The 17,473-nt window shown below is 49.3% G+C and carries 15 protein-coding genes; 7 read left to right on the forward strand and 8 right to left on the reverse strand.

The annotated features are described in order from the left end of the window. Nucleotides 1-40 precede the first annotated feature (40 nt). The gene (locus ARB69_RS15620) at nucleotides 41-868 is read left to right on the forward strand and encodes an Mrp/NBP35 family ATP-binding protein (protein WP_050639955.1); all 828 of its coding nucleotides are present in this window, start codon (nucleotides 41-43) and stop codon (nucleotides 866-868) included. Nucleotides 869-941: 73 nt separating this feature from the next. Here the strand turns inward: ARB69_RS15620 and ARB69_RS15625 are convergent, their stop codons facing one another. After that, the gene (locus ARB69_RS15625) at nucleotides 942-1,637 is read right to left on the reverse strand and encodes a S1 RNA-binding domain-containing protein (RefSeq protein WP_050639956.1); all 696 of its coding nucleotides are present in this window, start codon (nucleotides 1,635-1,637) and stop codon (nucleotides 942-944) included. A 418-nt stretch (nucleotides 1,638-2,055) separates the two neighbouring features. On the opposite strand from ARB69_RS15625, the gene ARB69_RS15630 reads away from it, so the two are divergent. Both ARB69_RS15630 and ARB69_RS15635 read left to right on the forward strand, forming a co-directional pair. Then, nucleotides 2,056-3,708 carry a putative manganese-dependent inorganic diphosphatase gene (locus ARB69_RS15630; RefSeq protein WP_050639957.1) on the forward strand — a complete coding sequence of 551 codons (1,653 nt, stop codon included), beginning with the start codon at nucleotides 2,056-2,058 and terminating at the stop codon, nucleotides 3,706-3,708. 71 nt (nucleotides 3,709-3,779) lie between these two features. Then, nucleotides 3,780-4,361, forward strand: coding sequence for a flavin reductase family protein (locus ARB69_RS15635; RefSeq protein WP_055154140.1), 582 nt, complete (start codon nucleotides 3,780-3,782; stop codon nucleotides 4,359-4,361). 911 nt (nucleotides 4,362-5,272) lie between these two features. Here ARB69_RS15635 and galT read toward each other — a convergent pair. From galT to ARB69_RS15655, 3 genes are read right to left on the reverse strand one after another with little or no spacing between them, the layout of a single operon-like run. Then, nucleotides 5,273-6,763: a UDP-glucose--hexose-1-phosphate uridylyltransferase gene (gene galT, locus ARB69_RS15645; RefSeq protein WP_055154144.1), complete on the reverse strand. Its 1,491-nt coding sequence runs from the start codon at nucleotides 6,761-6,763 to the stop codon at nucleotides 5,273-5,275. Continuing rightward, nucleotides 6,757-7,767 (reverse strand): UDP-glucose 4-epimerase GalE, encoded by a 1,011-nt coding sequence (galE, locus tag ARB69_RS15650; protein ID WP_050639961.1) that lies wholly within the window; start codon nucleotides 7,765-7,767, stop codon nucleotides 6,757-6,759. Before galE ends, galT begins: the two co-directional genes overlap by 7 nt. A gap of 36 nt (nucleotides 7,768-7,803) precedes the next feature. Further along, a complete protein-coding gene (locus ARB69_RS15655) occupies nucleotides 7,804-8,976 on the reverse strand; it encodes a galactokinase (protein ID WP_050639962.1) in 1,173 nt (390 codons plus the stop codon). Nucleotides 8,977-9,251: 275 nt separating this feature from the next. Between ARB69_RS15655 and ARB69_RS15660 the strand changes: the two genes are divergently transcribed. Next, nucleotides 9,252-10,082: an AraC family transcriptional regulator gene (locus ARB69_RS15660; RefSeq protein WP_055154146.1), complete on the forward strand. Its 831-nt coding sequence runs from the start codon at nucleotides 9,252-9,254 to the stop codon at nucleotides 10,080-10,082. A gap of 2 nt (nucleotides 10,083-10,084) precedes the next feature. Here the strand turns inward: ARB69_RS15660 and ARB69_RS15665 are convergent, their stop codons facing one another. After that, on the reverse strand, nucleotides 10,085-11,485 hold the full coding sequence (locus ARB69_RS15665) for an MATE family efflux transporter (protein ID WP_050639964.1): 1,401 nt from the start codon (nucleotides 11,483-11,485) through the stop codon (nucleotides 10,085-10,087). A 122-nt stretch (nucleotides 11,486-11,607) separates the two neighbouring features. On the opposite strand from ARB69_RS15665, the gene ARB69_RS15670 reads away from it, so the two are divergent. From ARB69_RS15670 to ARB69_RS15680, 3 genes are all read left to right on the forward strand, one after another. Then, nucleotides 11,608-12,318: a polysaccharide deacetylase family protein gene (locus ARB69_RS15670; protein ID WP_050639965.1), complete on the forward strand. Its 711-nt coding sequence runs from the start codon at nucleotides 11,608-11,610 to the stop codon at nucleotides 12,316-12,318. Between the two features lie 84 nt (nucleotides 12,319-12,402). Then, nucleotides 12,403-13,128 (forward strand): tRNA threonylcarbamoyladenosine dehydratase, encoded by a 726-nt coding sequence (locus tag ARB69_RS15675; RefSeq protein ID WP_055154178.1) that lies wholly within the window; start codon nucleotides 12,403-12,405, stop codon nucleotides 13,126-13,128. 34 nt (nucleotides 13,129-13,162) lie between these two features. Continuing rightward, nucleotides 13,163-14,479, forward strand: coding sequence for a replication-associated recombination protein A (locus tag ARB69_RS15680; RefSeq protein ID WP_050640035.1), 1,317 nt, complete (start codon nucleotides 13,163-13,165; stop codon nucleotides 14,477-14,479). Here ARB69_RS15680 and ARB69_RS15685 read toward each other — a convergent pair. From ARB69_RS15685 to ARB69_RS15695, 3 genes are read right to left on the reverse strand one after another with little or no spacing between them, the layout of a single operon-like run. Beyond that, nucleotides 14,456-14,968 carry a DUF4364 family protein gene (locus ARB69_RS15685; protein ID WP_050639966.1) on the reverse strand — a complete coding sequence of 171 codons (513 nt, stop codon included), beginning with the start codon at nucleotides 14,966-14,968 and terminating at the stop codon, nucleotides 14,456-14,458. The genes ARB69_RS15680 and ARB69_RS15685 overlap by 24 nt on opposite strands. Then, nucleotides 14,961-15,884, reverse strand: a complete 924-nt coding sequence (locus tag ARB69_RS15690; RefSeq protein ID WP_055154180.1) for a TIGR01212 family radical SAM protein — start codon at nucleotides 15,882-15,884, stop codon at nucleotides 14,961-14,963. Before ARB69_RS15690 ends, ARB69_RS15685 begins: the two co-directional genes overlap by 8 nt. 3 nt (nucleotides 15,885-15,887) lie before the next feature. After that, nucleotides 15,888-17,036 (reverse strand): NAD(P)-dependent malic enzyme, encoded by a 1,149-nt coding sequence (locus ARB69_RS15695; RefSeq protein WP_055154148.1) that lies wholly within the window; start codon nucleotides 17,034-17,036, stop codon nucleotides 15,888-15,890. Between the last annotated feature and the right edge of the window lie 437 nt (nucleotides 17,037-17,473).

Consider the following 17,473-nt stretch of genomic DNA (forward strand, 5'->3'; position numbering starts at 1 on the left):
CCGGATTTGGTATCATGAAAGAAAGAGAAGGTAGAGTATTATGGCAGAAGAGTACAGCAATGGCTGCAGTGAACAATCCTGCTCCGGATGTTCACATGCCGGGACATGCGAAAGTAAAAAAGAAGATTTTAGGGTCCCTGCAAATGCATATTCACAGGTAAAAAAAGTAATCGGCGTTATCAGCGGAAAGGGCGGCGTGGGCAAGTCTCTTGTGACCGCTTCACTTGCCAGAATGATGCGTGAAAAAGGATATACGGTAGGTATTCTGGACGCCGACATTACAGGGCCGTCCATACCCAAAATGTATGGCGTGCACGAGATGGCAAAGGGAAGTGAAGACGGAATGTTCCCCTGCATTGCAAAGGATGAGACGAGGATTATGTCCGTGAATCTGCTTCTGGAGGAAGAAGACACGCCAGTGATCTGGAGAGGGCCGGTCATAGCAGGCGTTGTCACACAGTTCTGGACCGATGTTATGTGGGGAGATTTGGATTATCTGTTTGTAGATATGCCGCCGGGAACCGGTGATGTTCCTCTTACCGTATTCCAGTCCCTGCCGGTAGACGGCGTAGTAATCGTGACCTCTCCCCAGGATCTGGTACAGATGATCGTGAAAAAAGCCTACAACATGGCGAAACAAATGAATATTCCGGTACTGGGAATCGTAGAGAACTACAGTTATTTAAAATGTCCGGACTGCGGCAAGGAGATCAGTATCTTCGGCGAGAGCCACATCGATGAGATCGCGGCAGACCTGGGACTGCCTGTCCTTGGCAAGATGCCAGTCGATACAAAGATCGCAGAAGCAGTAGAACAGGAAAAATTCTACGAGACGGAGAATCCGTATCTCAAAGATATCGAACTTTAGAGCGTGTCGGAAAAGAAAAGGCATCATCCGCTGTGAATACTTCATACGGATGATGCCTTTTAAAAAGCGGTTATTAAAGTTTGATATTCTTGAAGAGGTCTCCGAGACTGGTTCCAATGTTCTCACTCTTCGGAATCTCGACTCTTTCTTCCACTTCTTCCTGATGTTCTTCCAGAGCTTTCATGCTCAGGCTGATCTTTCCTTCTTTGATGCCGATTACTTTCACTTTCACAGTGTCGCCCACTTTCAGCACTTCGCCAGGGGTTTTAATACGCTTCTGGGAAATCTGGGAAATGTGGACAAGACCGGACAGCCCGTTGTCAAGCTTAATGAATGCCCCATAGTTCTGCAGCGTCTCTACGGTTCCTTCCATAACAGTGCCGGTCTTAATGCTGGCAATCTGTTCTGCACGTGCCTGCTGTTCTTTTTCCCTCAGGATCTCACGTGCGGACAATACAAGGCGGTTATTCGCCTGATCCACATCAATCACGCGGACTTCAATGTCTTTCAGTAAATATGTTTCAAGATCTTCAATATATGAAAGAGAAAGCTTGGATGCAGGGATAAATCCTCGCAGCCCTTCTACCATGGCTATAGCACCGCCATTGACAATGCCTTCTACCTTAACTGGCAGAACCGTTTTCTTTTCCATATAATCCATCACTCTGTTCCATGGGTTGGCATCATCAAAATGTTCCTCGTAATCTGCCATTGTCTCAACCGGTTCATCGTTTGTCTGTAACTCTTCTGTTCTCAATTCTTCACTCATCGTCGCACCTCAACTTATCTTTTATAATTCATGTAGTCCATATAGTATAAGTATAGCATATTTGTGACCAAAAAAACAACAGGTCTTGTAACATTACTGAATTTAGAGTGCGAGTTTTTTGGGGGAAGGGGGGACGCCTTGCGGGTGACTGGTTCATCCTGCCAGAAGGGAAGAACTCGTTCTTTGACTAGGGGGGAAAACGAGGGCAGGGGATGAGATTGGGGGAAGATTGGTAGTTTTTGGGGACAAATAGACCAGTCAGGAGAAAGGGGGATTAGGAGAGCGAAGTGAGGCGCTGGCTGGGGTTTGGGTAGCTTCTGTTGTAAAAAATGATGAGAATGTTGAAAATCTGGTTGACGAAAACTTAAAAAGGTGGCAATCTACTATTATGTGAATTTATGGTTAAAGGGGATATAAAATGGATAATGGAGTTAATAAACGAAAAGTATATGTAGTCGGCCATAAGAATCCTGATACGGATTCTATTTGTTCTGCGATTGCTTATGCAAGGCTTAAGACGATCGTGACAGGGGAGGACCATACCCCTCGCAGGGCGGGGCAGCTGAACGAGGAGACACAATATGTGCTGGAGCGTTTTAAGGTGAAGGTACCTGCACTTTTGTCGGATCTGCGTGTTCAGGTTAAGGACGTGGAGCTGAGGAAAATTGAAGGGCTGAGCGGCAGTGTATCGATTAAGACGGCCTGGGCACGGATGAAGGAACTGAATATTAAGACGCTTCCGGTTACGAGGGATGGGAAGCTGGAAGGGCTGATTACGATCGGCGATATCGCCACATCCTATATGGATGTTTATGATAGTACGATTCTGTCGAGAGCCAGGACGCAGTACCGCAATATAGCGACAACGATTGGCGGGCGGGTCGTGATCGGTAATGATCACAGCTATCTGCTGAAAGGAAAAGTAGGCATTGCAGCTTCCAGCCGGGATCTCATGTCGGATTTTATAGAGCAGGATGACCTGGTGATACTGGGAAACCGAAGAGAGGCCCAGCAGTGTGCGATTGACCTGAATGTGGGATGCATGGTTGTATGCCAGGGGGCAGAAGTTCCGGATGATATTATTGATCAGGCAAGGGAGAAGGAGATTGTGATCATTAGTACGCCTCATGATACGTTTACCGTAGCCAGACAGATTAACCAGAGTATTCCGGTCAGGCATTTTATGACCAAAGAGGGGCTGATATCATTTAAGATGCGTGATTATGTGGATGATGTGAAGGAGGTCATGGCACATAAGCGGTTCCGTGATTTTCCGATTCTGGACAACAGAGGGAATTTCCTTGGGTTTATTTCCAGAAGGAGACTTCTTAACTGCAGGAAGAAACAGGTGATCCTCGTGGATCACAATGAAAAGAATCAGGCTGTGGACGGGATTGAAGAGGCCGATGTACTGGAAATCATAGACCACCACAGACTGAGCAGCATTGAAACGATGGGCCCGGTATTTTTCAGAAATCAACCGGTGGGCTGTACAGCTACGATTATTTACCAGATGTATCAGGAAGAGGGTGTGGTAGTGGAGCCGACGATAGCGGCCCTCCTCTGTTCCGCAATCATTTCCGATACACTGATGTTCCGCTCACCCACGTGTACATCTCTGGATGAGGCATCCGCAAGGAGTCTGGCCAGGGTTGCAAACATTAATATAGAAGAACTGGCTTTGGAAATGTTTAATGCGGGCAGCAATCTGAAAGGTAAGAGTGCAGAAGAGATTATTTTCCTGGACTTCAAGCAGTTTACAGTCAATGAGATCGTGATAGGCGTAGGCCAGGTGAACTCTATGAGTGCGGATGAACTGAAGGAAATCAAGACCACAGTGCTTCCGCATCTGGATAGTGCAAGAAAATCACACGGCCTGGATATGGTATTTTTCATGCTGACCAATATCGTGACCGAATCCTCCGAACTGCTCTGCTGCGGGCCGGATGCAAGGGAAAAAGTGATGTCAGCCTACGATCTGCGTGAGGATACGGAAGACCTCCTTCTGAAGGGAGTTGTATCTAGAAAGAAGCAGCTCGTGCCAACACTGGTAGGCGCACTGCAGCAATAGGATCATATGGTGATTGAAACGGACAAAAGTACCCATCATTTGTAAGAGAAAGAAAAGAGGCACATACATTCATGAGCAGACAAATATGGAAACCAGGCAATATGCTGTACCCACTCCCAGCAGTCATGGTAAGCGCGGGGGACAAGGAAGGCAACCAAAATATCCTGACCATTGCATGGACGGGAACCATCTGTACCAACCCGCCCATGGTCTATATATCCGTGCGGCCGGAGCGGTATTCCTATCAGATGATAAAAGACACCGGTGAATTCGTAATAAACCTGACAACAGAAAAACTGGCAAAAGCCACGGACTACTGCGGTGTCAGATCCGGCCGTGACACAGACAAATGGAAAGAAACCGGTCTCACCTCGGGGCCCGCCGAGTCCCTGCTGTATGCACCGGTCATAAAAGAATGTCCCGTCAGCATCGAGTGCCGGGTAACCGAGATCAAAGAACTCGGCAGCCATCACATGTTCCTGGCTGAGGTAAAAACAGTACAGGTTGACGAATCGTATCTAAACGAAAAAAACAAATTCGAACTCAATAAAACAGGACTCCTCGCCTATTCCCACGGAGAATACCTGGGGCTGGGAAAAAAAATCGGAACCTTCGGATATAGTATTCGCAAGAAGAGGAGACGGGGGAAGTAGGATTTTTGCGGGTGTGGGGGGCGCCTGCCTGAGATGGGGAGAGGGATGCCGCCGGGACTTAGAGGAGGCTTTTTGTTTGTAACCCGCTTACGGAGAAGTCCTAACGCAAAAGGAACTGTCCATGAGGGCACGTACTACATGCAGCGAGAAAGCTTGATGCTTTCTCGCATTAGGTAGTACTGAAAAGTGATTTTGGAAAATCACTTTTCATCCCTCATGGACAGTTCCTTTTACGTAAGGACTTCTAGACCGTGCGCTCTATACGAACAAAAAGCCTCCTCTAAGTCCCGGCGGCATCCCTCTCCCCATCTCAGGCAGGCTGGGCGCATCCAGCCGGAAATAAAAACTTACTTTGGGTGGCGTTTCACGAGGGCAGCGGATCTTGGTTGGATGTGCGGGACAAGATGGAAGAGGAAGAGCAACCCAAGAAGTGCTTTTTATATTTCCAATTCCGCCAAGGAATTTCGTGATATTCCTCCCGATTTTCCCGTTACGCCCCCTCCGTATCGCCGCTCCCATCCGCCTCTCCCGCAGATTCCCCCGTACAGGCTGGTTCTCTGCATACCGGATGCACGCAGCCTGTGGAAGGAGGGAGGTCCGGGGCGGGGAAGAAAATGCAGGGGAGCCTTTGCAAAAGCATAGAATGCGCGGTTTAGAATGGCTTAATGGAAAACCTGCTGGATTTTGAGGCTAAAATCGGCTCACAAAGCCGATTTTAAAGAGACCTGAGCTGCACAATCATCAAGATTGTGCAGTGAATGTCTCTGATGCCTCAAAATCCAGCAGATTTTCCATTTAGCCATTCTCCGCAAATGGGTTGCTTTAGCAAAGGTTCCCCTGCATTTTCTTCCCCGCCCCGGACCTCCCTCCTTCCACAGGCGGACCCTTCCCCGTTTCCAACTACCCAGCCCCTAAAGAATCCCTATGAATTTATGAAAAGCTTTGAGTCCGCTTTCACTGCATTTATACACCCCGGCATCTTCGAGTACCTGGCAGAAGACTTTACCGATTTCCAGCCGGAGGATATGGTCGATATTTTCCGGGGTGATCTCCGGATATCCGGGCAGGAAGCCTTCCGCCCAGTCGGCGTGTTTCGTCAGGATCTCATCGCTGCGGAGATCTTTTTTCTCCAGTATACAGGTCTTTAGCCGTTCCATCTCATCCTTTAAGCGGGCGGGGAGTACGGCGAGGCCCATGACCTCTATCAGACCGATATTTTCTTTTTTGATGTGATGCAGGTTTGCGTGCGGGTGGTATACACCCAGCGGGTGCTCTTCTGTGGTGATGTTGTTGCGCAGTGTCAGGTCAAGCTCGTACAGGCCGTCATGCATTCTGGCAATCGGGGTGATCGTGTTGTGAGGCTGGCCTTCTGTTTCTGCGTAGATAAAGGCTTCCTCATCGGTGTAGCCTCTCCAGGCCTTAAGGATATGGTCCGCCAGATCGATGATCCGGTTTTCATCTTTTCCCTGCAGACGGATGACGGAAAGCGGCCACTTAACGATGCCGGCTTTGACGTCCTCAAAGCCTTTCACCTCGAATGTGCTGATTACAGGCGCTTTTGCCATTGCAAAGGTGTAATTTCCGCCCTGGAAGTGGTCATGGCTCAGAATGGAGCCGCCTACAATCGGCAGGTCGGCGTTGGAACCAAGAAAATAGTGTGGAAATAATTTGACAAAATCAAACAACTTCCGGAAGGTGTTTTTTTCTATCTTCATGGGTACATGTTCGCCGTTCAATACGATGCAGTGCTCGTTGTAATAAACATAGGGGGAGTACTGAAAGCCCCAGCCGCTGTCGTTGATAGTGACCGGAATAATCCGGTGATTTTCGCGGGCAGGATGGTTGGTACGTCCCGCATATCCCTCATTTTCCATGCAGAGCAGGCACTTTGGATAGGAGGAAGCCTTGGCGTTCCTTGCCGCAGCGATGGCCTTGGGGTCTTTTTCCGGTTTGGACAGGTTGATGGTGATATCCAGTGTGCCGTATTGGGTATCAACCGTCCATTTCATGTCCTTTGCCACGCGGTAGCGGCGGATATAATCGCTGTCCTGGCTGAACTTATAATAATAATCGGTGGCAGCCACAGGCGATGTTTTGTAGAGTTCCCAGAACTCTTTCTGGATCTGGGCGGGGCGGGGCAGCAGACAGTTCATCAGTTTTGTATCAAATAAATCACGGTATACGATGCTGTCTTCTATGATGCCGCGGCTGCATGCTTCGTCCAGAAGGTCTCTGAGCACATCTTCCAGGACAATGCCGGAAAGATCGCAGTCAGTATCTTCATATTCGTCTTCATGATACAGCTCCAGCAGCAGATTCGTTGTGTAAACGCGTTCGCACTCCGGAGTCAGGCCGGTCTGAATACCGTACTGCACCAGCTTTTTGATAGAATTACTTAACATGAAGCGTCCCTCCTGCCATCGTCAAATCCTGCGGGGTGGGTACTGTGCCATTTCCAGGCAGAAGAGATGATCTCTTCAAGATCTGCATGCTCTGGTTTCCAGCCGAGTACTTTTTGTGCCTTTTCACTGGAGGCAATCAGCCTTGCCGGATCTCCGGCGCGTCTCGGTGCAGTCTGTGCCTTGATCTCCAGGCCTGTGGCTTTGCGCGCGGTTTCGATGACTTCCTTTACGGTAAAGCCAACGCCGTTGCCGAGATTAAAAGTATTGCTCTCCCCGCCGTTCATCAGATACTCTACCGCCAGGATATGGGCCTGTGCCAGATCGGTTACGTGAATATAATCCCGGATACAGGTGCCATCCTTTGTGTCATAATCATCTCCGAAAATGCTGATATAATCGCGCTGTCCCAGCGGAACCTGGAGAATCAGCGGGATCAGGTGGGTCTCCGGGCTGTGTGCTTCGCCGATACAGCCGCTTTTATGAGCGCCGCAGGCATTGAAATAGCGCAGCGCAACAAATTTGAGGCCGTGGGCCTTGTCTGTCCACATCATCATTTTTTCCATAGCCAGCTTGGTTTCACCATATGTATTGGTGGGACAGGTCTTATCATCTTCCAGGATCGGAATGTTTTCCGGCTCTCCGTAGGTAGCTGCAGTGGAAGAGAAGACGATTTTCTTGACATCGTGGGCAATCATGGACTCCAACAGCACTTTAGTGCCGCAGACATTGTTATCATAATATTTCAGCGGATCAACCATGCTTTCACCTACCAGGGAATTCGCTGCAAAATGGATGACCGCGTCGATGGTTTCCTTTTCAAAAACGGAATCGATAAAAGCACGGTTCCGGATGTCTCCCTGATAGAAACGCGCTTTGGGATGCACCGCTTCGATATGGCCTGTTTCCAGATTATCCGCAATGACGACATCCTCTCCCCTGTCAATAAGTTCATACACTGTGTGGGATCCGATATATCCGGCTCCTCCTAATACTAATACAGACATTTTATTTCCACCTTTCTGTTCTTGTTTCCAGGTTACCTATGACGGAATCCTGCGGGCCCCTCCGCCGATTTCTACAGTATAGAATTCCGCCTCGCCGCCGGTCTTTTCCTGATAGCCCTTCCCCACAGCCTTGATAAATTCATCTACTGCGCTGTTTTCTACGATGCTGACCGTACATCCGCCGAAGCCGCCGCCCGTGATACGGGAACCGGTCACGCCGGGAACTTTCCATGCCAGGTCAACCAGAATATCGATTTCCTCGCAGGACACTTCATAATCATCCCGCAGAGATATGTGGGACTGGTTCATCAGCTCCCCGAAACGGGTGATATTTCCTTCTTTCAGCGCCTTGACAGCCTCGATGGTGCGCTGGTTTTCAGCAACGGCATGTTTGGCACGCCTTACTTTGACCGGGTCAGGGATGACCTCCTTGAATTTTTCAAAGGTATCCATATCCAGGTCACCGAGCGTATTGATATCCAGCTCCGTCTGGAGCGCTGCGAGCGCATCGGCACATTCCTGGCGCCTCTCATTGTATTTGGAATCCACCAGGCTGTGTTTTACCTTACTGTTGGTGATAATGATTTTGGCATCTTCCAGTTCAACCGGAGCGTATTCATAATTCAGGGTCGCGGTATCCAGGAAAATGGCATGATCTTTTTTGCCCATGGCTACGGCAAACTGGTCCATGATACCGCAGTTGCACCCATTGAAGTTATTCTCGGAATACTGCCCGATGAGTGCAAGATCGGTCATGCTGAAGCGGTCAATACAAAAGAGATCGGTCAGAATGACGCCTGTGAGCACTTCCAGGGAAGCGGAGGAGGAGAGACCGGAACCGTTGGGGATATTGCCCCAGATCACCATGTCAAAACCAGCGTCCAGCGTGATACCCTTTTGGGCGAAGGCCCATACAACGCCGAGGGGATAGTTAGCCCAGCCATAGGCAGCTTTGTTTGTCAGGTCGTCCAGAGATGCTTCCACCACACCGAAGCTATCCAGGTTCATGGAATAAAAGTGCATGGATCTGTCTGTGCGTCTTTTGGCAATGCCATAGGTGCCGAGGGTTAGCGCACAGGGAAAAACATGGCCTCCATTATAGTCGGTGTGTTCTCCGATCAGGTTCACACGTCCGGGCGAAAAGTAAAATCCTGCACCCTCAGTGCTTCCGAAGAGTTCTTTGAATTTTGCGAATAATTTGTCTTTCATGATATCTGCCTCACTTTCGTCTATGTTATACACTTCTCTGGTTGTTACTATTCACGGCCTATGTGCCGTGCAGCAGGGTGCACAGCCTGTGAATAGTAACATCTGCTTCCTTCTTTATCCTGCCCCTATTATAGCGAAAAAGGGCGGGGATGTATATAAAAAATCCGTGCAGATATATGTAATAATGTTGCATGAAAATCGAGAGGTGGATATAATGAAAGAAGGGAAAAACAGTATCAGAAAAAGAAAAAAATCTTAGACGAAAGGGGAGATTGATGTTGGAAGGAACCTATAAGTATTCTTATAAAGCAGATGAAAACCTGCTGACCTCCTTATCGGTCTATAATGTGGGCCATCAGAAGTGCGGGCCGGGTTACCAGTGGGGGCCTGGAGTGCGGAACCACTATTGTATCCACCATATTATCTCGGGAAGCGGGTTCTACAGCGTGAATGGCAGCACCAGCAGGCTGGCGGAGGGCGATACCTTTATCCTGTATCCGGATACGGAGGTCAGATACTATGCGGACCGTGAAGATCCGTGGGAATATGCCTGGGTAGGATTTATGGGGACCGATGCTGCGCCGATTATCCGTGCAACTGATTTCACGAAAGAAAAACCTTTCATAGAGAACGGAGGTCCCCCCAGAAAGATTCTGCAGAGCCAGCTGAGCAGAATCTATGAGGTAAAGGGGAACAGCCATGAAGCGGCTGTAGCCATGACAGGCGCCCTGTATACGCTGCTCTCCACATTTATGCATTATTCGGGCAACAGGGAACCAGCCAGAGATATTCAGCTCTCCTATGTGGAAAAGGCAAAGGCTTATATATCAACCAGTTATTCCTATCCCATCACGGTGGAAGATGTGGCGGCCTATGTGGGGATCAGCAGAAGCCATCTGTACCGCTCATTTCAGGCCTGCCAACAGCAGTCTCCCAAGGAGTATCTGAGCAGTTTCCGCGTAAAACAGGCCTGTCTCCTCTTGAAGGAGACAAGCCTGTCCATTGCTGCAATCGCGTATTCTGTTGGATTTGAGAATAATCTCTATTTTTCAAAAGTATTTAAGAAACAGATGCAGGTCAGCCCCACAGAGTACAGACGAGGCTAGCCCTATCCTGCTGTCAGTTCCTGGTTCAGCTGTGGTTCCGGTGCCTCGAGCGGCTTGATTTTCAGCCGTATAATGCGCCGAAACAGCAGTGTGGTGACCGTAACGGCTACAATCTCTGCAATCGGAATTGCCCACCAGACTCTGGATAGACCAAACACCCTTGCAAACAGATAAGCCACAGGCAGAATTACAAAAAGCTGCCTGATCACGGAGACCACCAGACTGTAAACCCCGTTCCCGAGCGCCTGGAAAACGGAGATGATGATGATGATGTAACCTGCAAAGATAAAACTCAGACTGATGATGCGCAGTGCAGGCACACCGATTCCAAGCATGTTTTCGGAAGCATCGAAAATTTCCAGAAGCTGTACAGGGAAAATCTGGAACACGACCAGCCCCACAAGCATGATCCCCACGGCAATCAGAACGCTCATTTTGATGGTCGCCATAATCCGTTCCCTATTCTTTGCCCCGTAGTTGTATGCTATGATAGGGATCATGCCGTTATTCAGACCGAATATCGGCATGAAGATGAAGCTCTGCAGCTTGAAATATACGCCGAATACGGCTGCGGCAGTGGACGAGAAGATCAAAAGGATCTTATTCATCCCAAATACCATGACGGAACCGATGGACTGCATGATAATCGAGGGAACGCCAACCTTATATATAGTGGCAATGATTGTCTTATTGGGCCGGAAAGTCCTCATATTCAGATCCAGCTCCGTATTCTTTTTACAGTTAAAATAAAGGGACATGCAGACTGCCACCAGCTGTCCGATCACGGTAGCCAGAGCTGCGCCTGCGACCTCCATGCGCGGCAGGCCGAACATTCCGAAGATCAGGATCGGATCCAGGACAATGTTGATAATCGCACCGGTTCCCTGGGTAATCATATTGTAAATCGTCTTGCCGGTGGACTGGAGCAGGCGTTCAAAAGTGATCTGCATGAATATCCCCACAGAGACAACGGTTATAATCAGCATATACTGGGTGCCGTAGCGCACAATGAGCGGATCCTTTGTCTGGACGGTAAAGAAGAAATGGGAGCCGGCCAGGCCGATAACCGCCATGACAATATAGCTGATCATGCCGAGAAAGATTCCGTTTTTTGCGGCAGCGTTTGCCCCTTCAAGATTTTTCTCCCCCAGATTTCTGGACAGAAGGGCGTTGATCCCGACTCCGGTGCCCGCGGATATTGCTATCATCAGATTCTGCACAGGAAACGCAAGGGAGACCGCCGTCAGGGCCTCCTCATTGATCTGCGCTACAAACACGCTGTCAACGACATTGTAGAGCGCCTGTACCAACATAGAAATAATCATTGGCAGGGACATGGTAATTAATAATTTTGGAACGGGCATGACGCCCATTTTATTTTCCGCTTGTGGTGTTTTTTCCATCTTAAATACAACCTCCTCATATGTAGAACGTGTTCATTATAACATCAATAAAATTTAAGTACAATGCATATATATAAAAGAATCGTTAAAAAAGGGTTGTGTGCTGTTTGCGTTTAAAAAGAATGATGCAGGGAGCCGGTTTTGTTTACGTGCTTCTGCTGCTGGGAGCGGTCTGCCCGTCCCTATTTACAATTGGAAACCAGGCGGAAGGGGAGGAGCCGGGAACCGCATATGCCAATGCATCCGCCTATGTGGCGGACTCTATAACAGAAAAGCCCAAAATTGCCATTACATTTGATGACGGGCCAAGCACCGTCTACACGCCCCGGCTTCTGGATGGGCTGAAGGAAAGAGGAGTGAAGGCAACGTTCTTTCTGATCGGGCAGAACATAGAAAAGGAAGGCGGCAGTGAGATCGTGAAGCGTATGTATGAGGAAGGGCACCTGATCGGTAACCATACATATCACCATGTGGAAATTACGAAAGTAAGCAACGATGAAGCCTATCAGGAGCTAATGCTCACCAATGAGGCAATCAAAAACATTACGGGAGAGGAAGTGCAGTTTATGCGCCCTCCGTTCGGCCTGTGGCAGAAGGAGCTGGAAAAGAAGATCCATGTGCTGCCGGTGATGTGGAGCATCGACCCTCTGGACTGGGCTACGGAAAATGTAGATGAAATTGTCAATAAAGTAGTGACGGAAGCGCAGGAAAATGATATTATTCTGTTGCATGACTGTTACGACAGCTCCATAAAAGCGGCGCTGCGCATCATCGATCTGCTTCAGGCAGAGGGATACGAGTTTGTGACCGTAGATGAGCTGATGCTGGACTGACATGCAGAATAAACGTAACCCCAGGGGCAGGATACATGTCCTATAGAGGTAGCCGCAGCAGAGCTGCAGCTTATGGAGGAAAAGATGTTAAATGAATATTCCAGGACGGAATTACTGATTGGAAAAGCTGGGATAGAGCGGTTGAAAGCGGCGTCTGTGATGGTATTCGGCGTGGGGGGCGTGGGCTCACACTGCATTGAAGCGCTAGCGCGCAGCGGTGTCGGCCGCCTGACGCTGATCGACAATGACACCGTCTCCCTGACCAATATCAACCGGCAGTCCATTGCCTATCACAGTACCATCGGAAGATATAAGACAGAGGTTATGAAGGAACGGATCAGGGACATTAACCCGGAGATTTGTGTAAAAACATATGAGATGTTTGTGCTTCCGGATAATCTGGAAGCATTGTTTGTGGAGAGACCGGATTATATAATCGACGCCATAGATACGGTCACTGCCAAGCTGGCGCTGGTGGAACTGGCGCTGAAACTGGATATCCCGGTCATTAGCAGCATGGGGACAGGAAATAAACTGCACCCCGAGATGTTTGAGATCACAGATTTGTCCAAAACAAGCGTGTGTCCGCTGTGCAAGGTGATGAGAAAAGAGCTCAAAGCCCGGGGCATCTATCATCTGAAAGTACTGTATTCCAAAGAGAAACCAATTGATACATCCGAAAGGGATACCGGGGAGGATAAAGGGCAGCGCCGCAGCATACCCGGCAGTATCTCTTTTGTGCCCCCTGTTGCGGGCCTGCTGATTGCGGGGGAGGCCGTGCGGGATATCGTTGAGAAAGGAAAAGCCTGATAGTCTGTTTCAGATTGTCATGCAGTGGAAAAAAATGGATTTATTTGACTATATGAGAGAGACAAATCAAGAGAAGGAAGCGCCGCTGGCATCCAGAATGCGGCCGTCCACGCTGGAAGAAGTAGTGGGGCAGCAGCATATTATCGGAAAGGACAAGCTGCTGTACCGCGCAATCAAGGCGGATAAGCTGGGTTCCCTGATATTTTACGGCCCTCCGGGCACCGGAAAAACAACGCTGGCCAAAGTGATAGCGAATACAACAAGCGCCCAGTTTAAGCAGATCAATGCGACTGTAGCCGGAAAAAAGGATATGGAAGAGGTGATAAAAGAGGCAAAGGAGCTTCTTGGCATGTACCAGAAGAAGACCATCCTCTTCATCGATGAGATCCACCGGTTTAATAAAGGGCAGCAGGACTACCTGCTTCCTTATGTGGAAGACGGAACCATCACGCTGATAGGGGCGACGACGGAGAATCCTTACTTTGAGGTAAACGGCGCTCTGCTTTCAAGGTCCAGTGTGTTTGAGCTGAGATCTTTGGAACGCGGGGATGTAAAGACATTGCTGAAACGCGCCGTTTATGATAAAGAGAAGGGGATGGGAACCTTCAAGGCGGAAATTACGGAGGAGGCGCTGGAGTTTTTGGCCGATGTATCGGGCGGTGATGCAAGAAATGCGCTGAATGCGGTGGAATTGGGCATACTGACTACCGAAAGAGGGGCGGACGGGCTGATCCATATTACGCTGGAAGTGGCCAGCGAGTGCATTCAGAAGCGTGTTGTGCGGTATGACAAGACGGGAGATAACCATTATGATACAAGCTCTGCATTTATAAAAAGCATGAGGGGGTCAGACCCCGATGCTGCCGTTTATTACCTTGCAAAAATGCTGTATGCAGGGGAGGACATTAAGTTCATCGCGCGGCGGATTATGATCTGTGCCTCGGAGGATGTGGGAAATGCAGATCCAATGGCGCTGACGGTTGCGGTGTCCGCAGCACAGGCGGTGGAGCGCATCGGGATGCCAGAGGCGCAGATCATCCTCTCGCAGGCAGTGACCTATGTTGCATCCGCACCGAAAAGCAACTCCGCCACCAATGCCATTTTTTCTGCAACAGAATGTGTCCGGCAGAAGAAGACAACGGTTCCCGCCCATCTGCAGGATGCCCACTATAAAGGTTCACAGAAGCTGGGGCACGGAGTCGGGTACAAATACGCACACGATTATCCGGGGCATTACGTAAAGCAGCAGTACCTTCCGGACGAAATAAAAGACGCCAGATTCTATGAACCGGGCGTCCTTGGATACGAAAAAACCATACGTGAATATTTAGAGAAGCTGAGACAGGAGTGAGGAATAGATCTTCTGGCTCTCCCTTGACCAGTTGCTGGCAATGGTTTCGGCCTCGATCTCCGTCGGGACAGTGATCTTAAGATCAATCAGGCTGAAGCCATTTTCCACGATCTGGCAGCGCACCTCGTATTCATGGTTTGTATTCAGGTAATAGTCTGATTTAATAGCAACTTCTTCTTTTAGGTCATACCTCTTTTCTTTTAAAAACTCATCAATATCGTTCTGTATTGCGGTTGAGATCTTATTCTTGAAGAACTGGATTGTCTCCGCTCCATTTTCCGTCAGGTGGTACAGCGTACGGTTGTGGGTGGTCTCCACCCGGAGCAGCCCGGATTCCACCATCTCCGACAGCGTTTCCTGCAGCTTAAAATAAGTAGTATAACCCTTGTCCAGAATGAATTCCGAGATCTGGGATGTGGTCAGCGGAAAATCTACTTTCTCCAGCATGTATAATACGATTAACTTATATAGGGTAAATGTTTCAGTCATAATACTCCTTTCCCTGCCAGATGTCCTGCTCCTTCAGATAACGGTGCAGGGTGTTCAGGACAGTTCTTTTATTGCTGCTCCAAAGCGGGGCAGCCAGAAGACCGCTGGGACCATCGCCGGTCAGACGGTGTATTGCGATCCGGGGATTCAAATGCGAGATACATGTGCCCAATAATTGAATATACTCTATCATCCCGGGGACGTAAAACGGATGCTGTTCATATTCCAGGGCAAGATCCGTTCCTTTTAAAATATGCAGAAGCTGCAGCTTTATGCCCTGTATATCCATGTGGTTCAGATAATCCAGTGTCTCCAGCATTTGCTCCCTGGTCTCGCCGGGCAGATAGAGGATGGTGTGGACGATCACGGCAATGTTCATTCTTCTGAGAGCACCGACTGCACTTTCAAAGACAGGCAGGTCATATCCCCTCCGGATATACGCGGCAGTTGCGGGATGAATTGTCTGAAGCCCCAGTTCCACCCACACTGGTTTGATCCGGTTGATTCTATCTAACAGTTCCAGGACATCAGGGCCCAGACAGTCGGGCCTTGTGGCGATAGAGAGGATACGGACCTCAGGATCCGCGATGGCCTGCATGTACAGCTCTTCCAGACGGCTTACCGGAGCATAGGTATTGGTAAATGCCTGAAAGTATGCGATATAAGAGTGAACCGGACGTTTCCCATTCAGGGCCTGCTTTCCGGCGGCTATCTGCTCTGTGACAGAGCAGACCCTTGAGCCGGCGAAGTCCCCGGAGCCCTCGGCGCTGCAGAAGATACAGCCTCCGTGCCCTAAAGTGCCGTCCCGGTTCGGGCAGGTCATGCCGCCGTCCAGGGTGATCTTATATACCTTTTCCCCATAGGCCTGCTTCAGGTCATAGTCCATGGAGCGGTAACGCTTTTCCCCCCAGCGCATCATCTATATCAGTTCCTTTACTGCCTTGCTCACCGCCTCGGCTACACGCGGATCGAAAGCTTCCGGCAGGATATTGTTTTCATTTAAGTCTTCCTCCGCAACAAGTCCGGCGATTGCCTTGGCAGTAGCCAGCTTCATATCCTCCGTAATCTGGGACGCGCGCCCCTCCAGGGCGCCCTTAAATATACCCGGAAAAGCCACCACATTATTCACCTGGTTCGGAAAATCGGAACGTCCTGTCCCAACGACTCTTGCACCGGCTTCTTTTGCAAGATCCGGCATGATCTCCGGTACCGGGTTCGCCATTGCAAAAAGAATTGCATCCTTGTTCATAGAGGATACCATCTCTTTTGTCACAATATTAGGTGCAGAGACACCTACAAATATATCTGCACCCTGAAGCGCATCGGCCAGCGTACCTGTCCGCCCTTCCAGATTGGTAACCTCTGCCATCTTTTGCTGCATCCAGTTCAGATCAGGGGAGGCCTTGCTTATCATACCATTGATATCACACATGGTAACATGACGGAAACCATATGTAAGCAAAAGCCTGGTGATAGCAACACCGGCAGATCCCGCACCGTTAATTACCACGCGGCATTCTTCTTTGACCTTTCCGGTGACTTTCAGCGCATTGATAATACCGGCCAGGACAACGATAGCCGTCCCGTGCTGGTCATCATGGAAAACAGGGATATCCAGCAGCTCTTTCAAACGCTCCTCAATCTCGAAGCAGCGCGGGGCCGAGATATCTTCCAGATTAATGCCGCCGAAGGCGGGAGCAATGTTAACTACAGTCTGAATGATCTCTTCGGTATCCTGGGTATCAAGACAGATCGGAACCGCATTGACGCCGCCAAATTCCTTAAAAAGAACGGCCTTCCCCTCCATAACCGGCATCGCAGCCAGGGCGCCGATATTGCCGAGTCCAAGAACCGCACTTCCGTCGGAGACAACTGCAATCGTATTAGACTTTATCGTGTATTTATAGGCATCTTCCGGATCCTCTGCGATTGCCTTACAGGGTTCTGCAACACCAGGAGTATAGGCAATGGCAAGATCCTCGCGGGAGTTCACATGGGCCTTGGCCGTAGTCTCGATCTTCCCCTGCCATTTTTCGTGCATCTGCAATGCTTTTTCACTGTTTGTCATCTTTCTTACCTCGCTGTATCTTCATATTCTTATAGATTCTTGCTATCTGTCCAATATAATAACACTCTTATAAAAGCAACGCAAGGCAGGATTGCTATAGTAACGAGATTTAGTTTCGCTGGTGGATGGGGACGCTCCATGAAGGGATAGCCGCAAGCCTCCGGAAGAACATACCTGTCTTTCAAAACGCGGACACGAACCTAAGTGATTCTAGGCGGGAAACAGCCGTGAAAATGGACACGGGATTTTATATAGCCAGTATGATCTCAGACATAAAAAAGGATATCACCAATCCAATTCCATCCGCAGCCCCCGTTAGTTTCACAACTGGGGAGCGCGTTCTTTTCTGCCGGCCGGATGAAACAGCTTACCGTAAGCCGGGACGGGCTGCAAAAAGTACCTGTCCTGTTGGAAATGCATCCTAGCGAGCCTAGCGG

It is taken from the genome of Faecalicatena contorta (assembly GCF_001404335.1).
GTDB lineage: Bacteria > Bacillota > Clostridia > Lachnospirales > Lachnospiraceae > Faecalicatena > Faecalicatena contortus_B.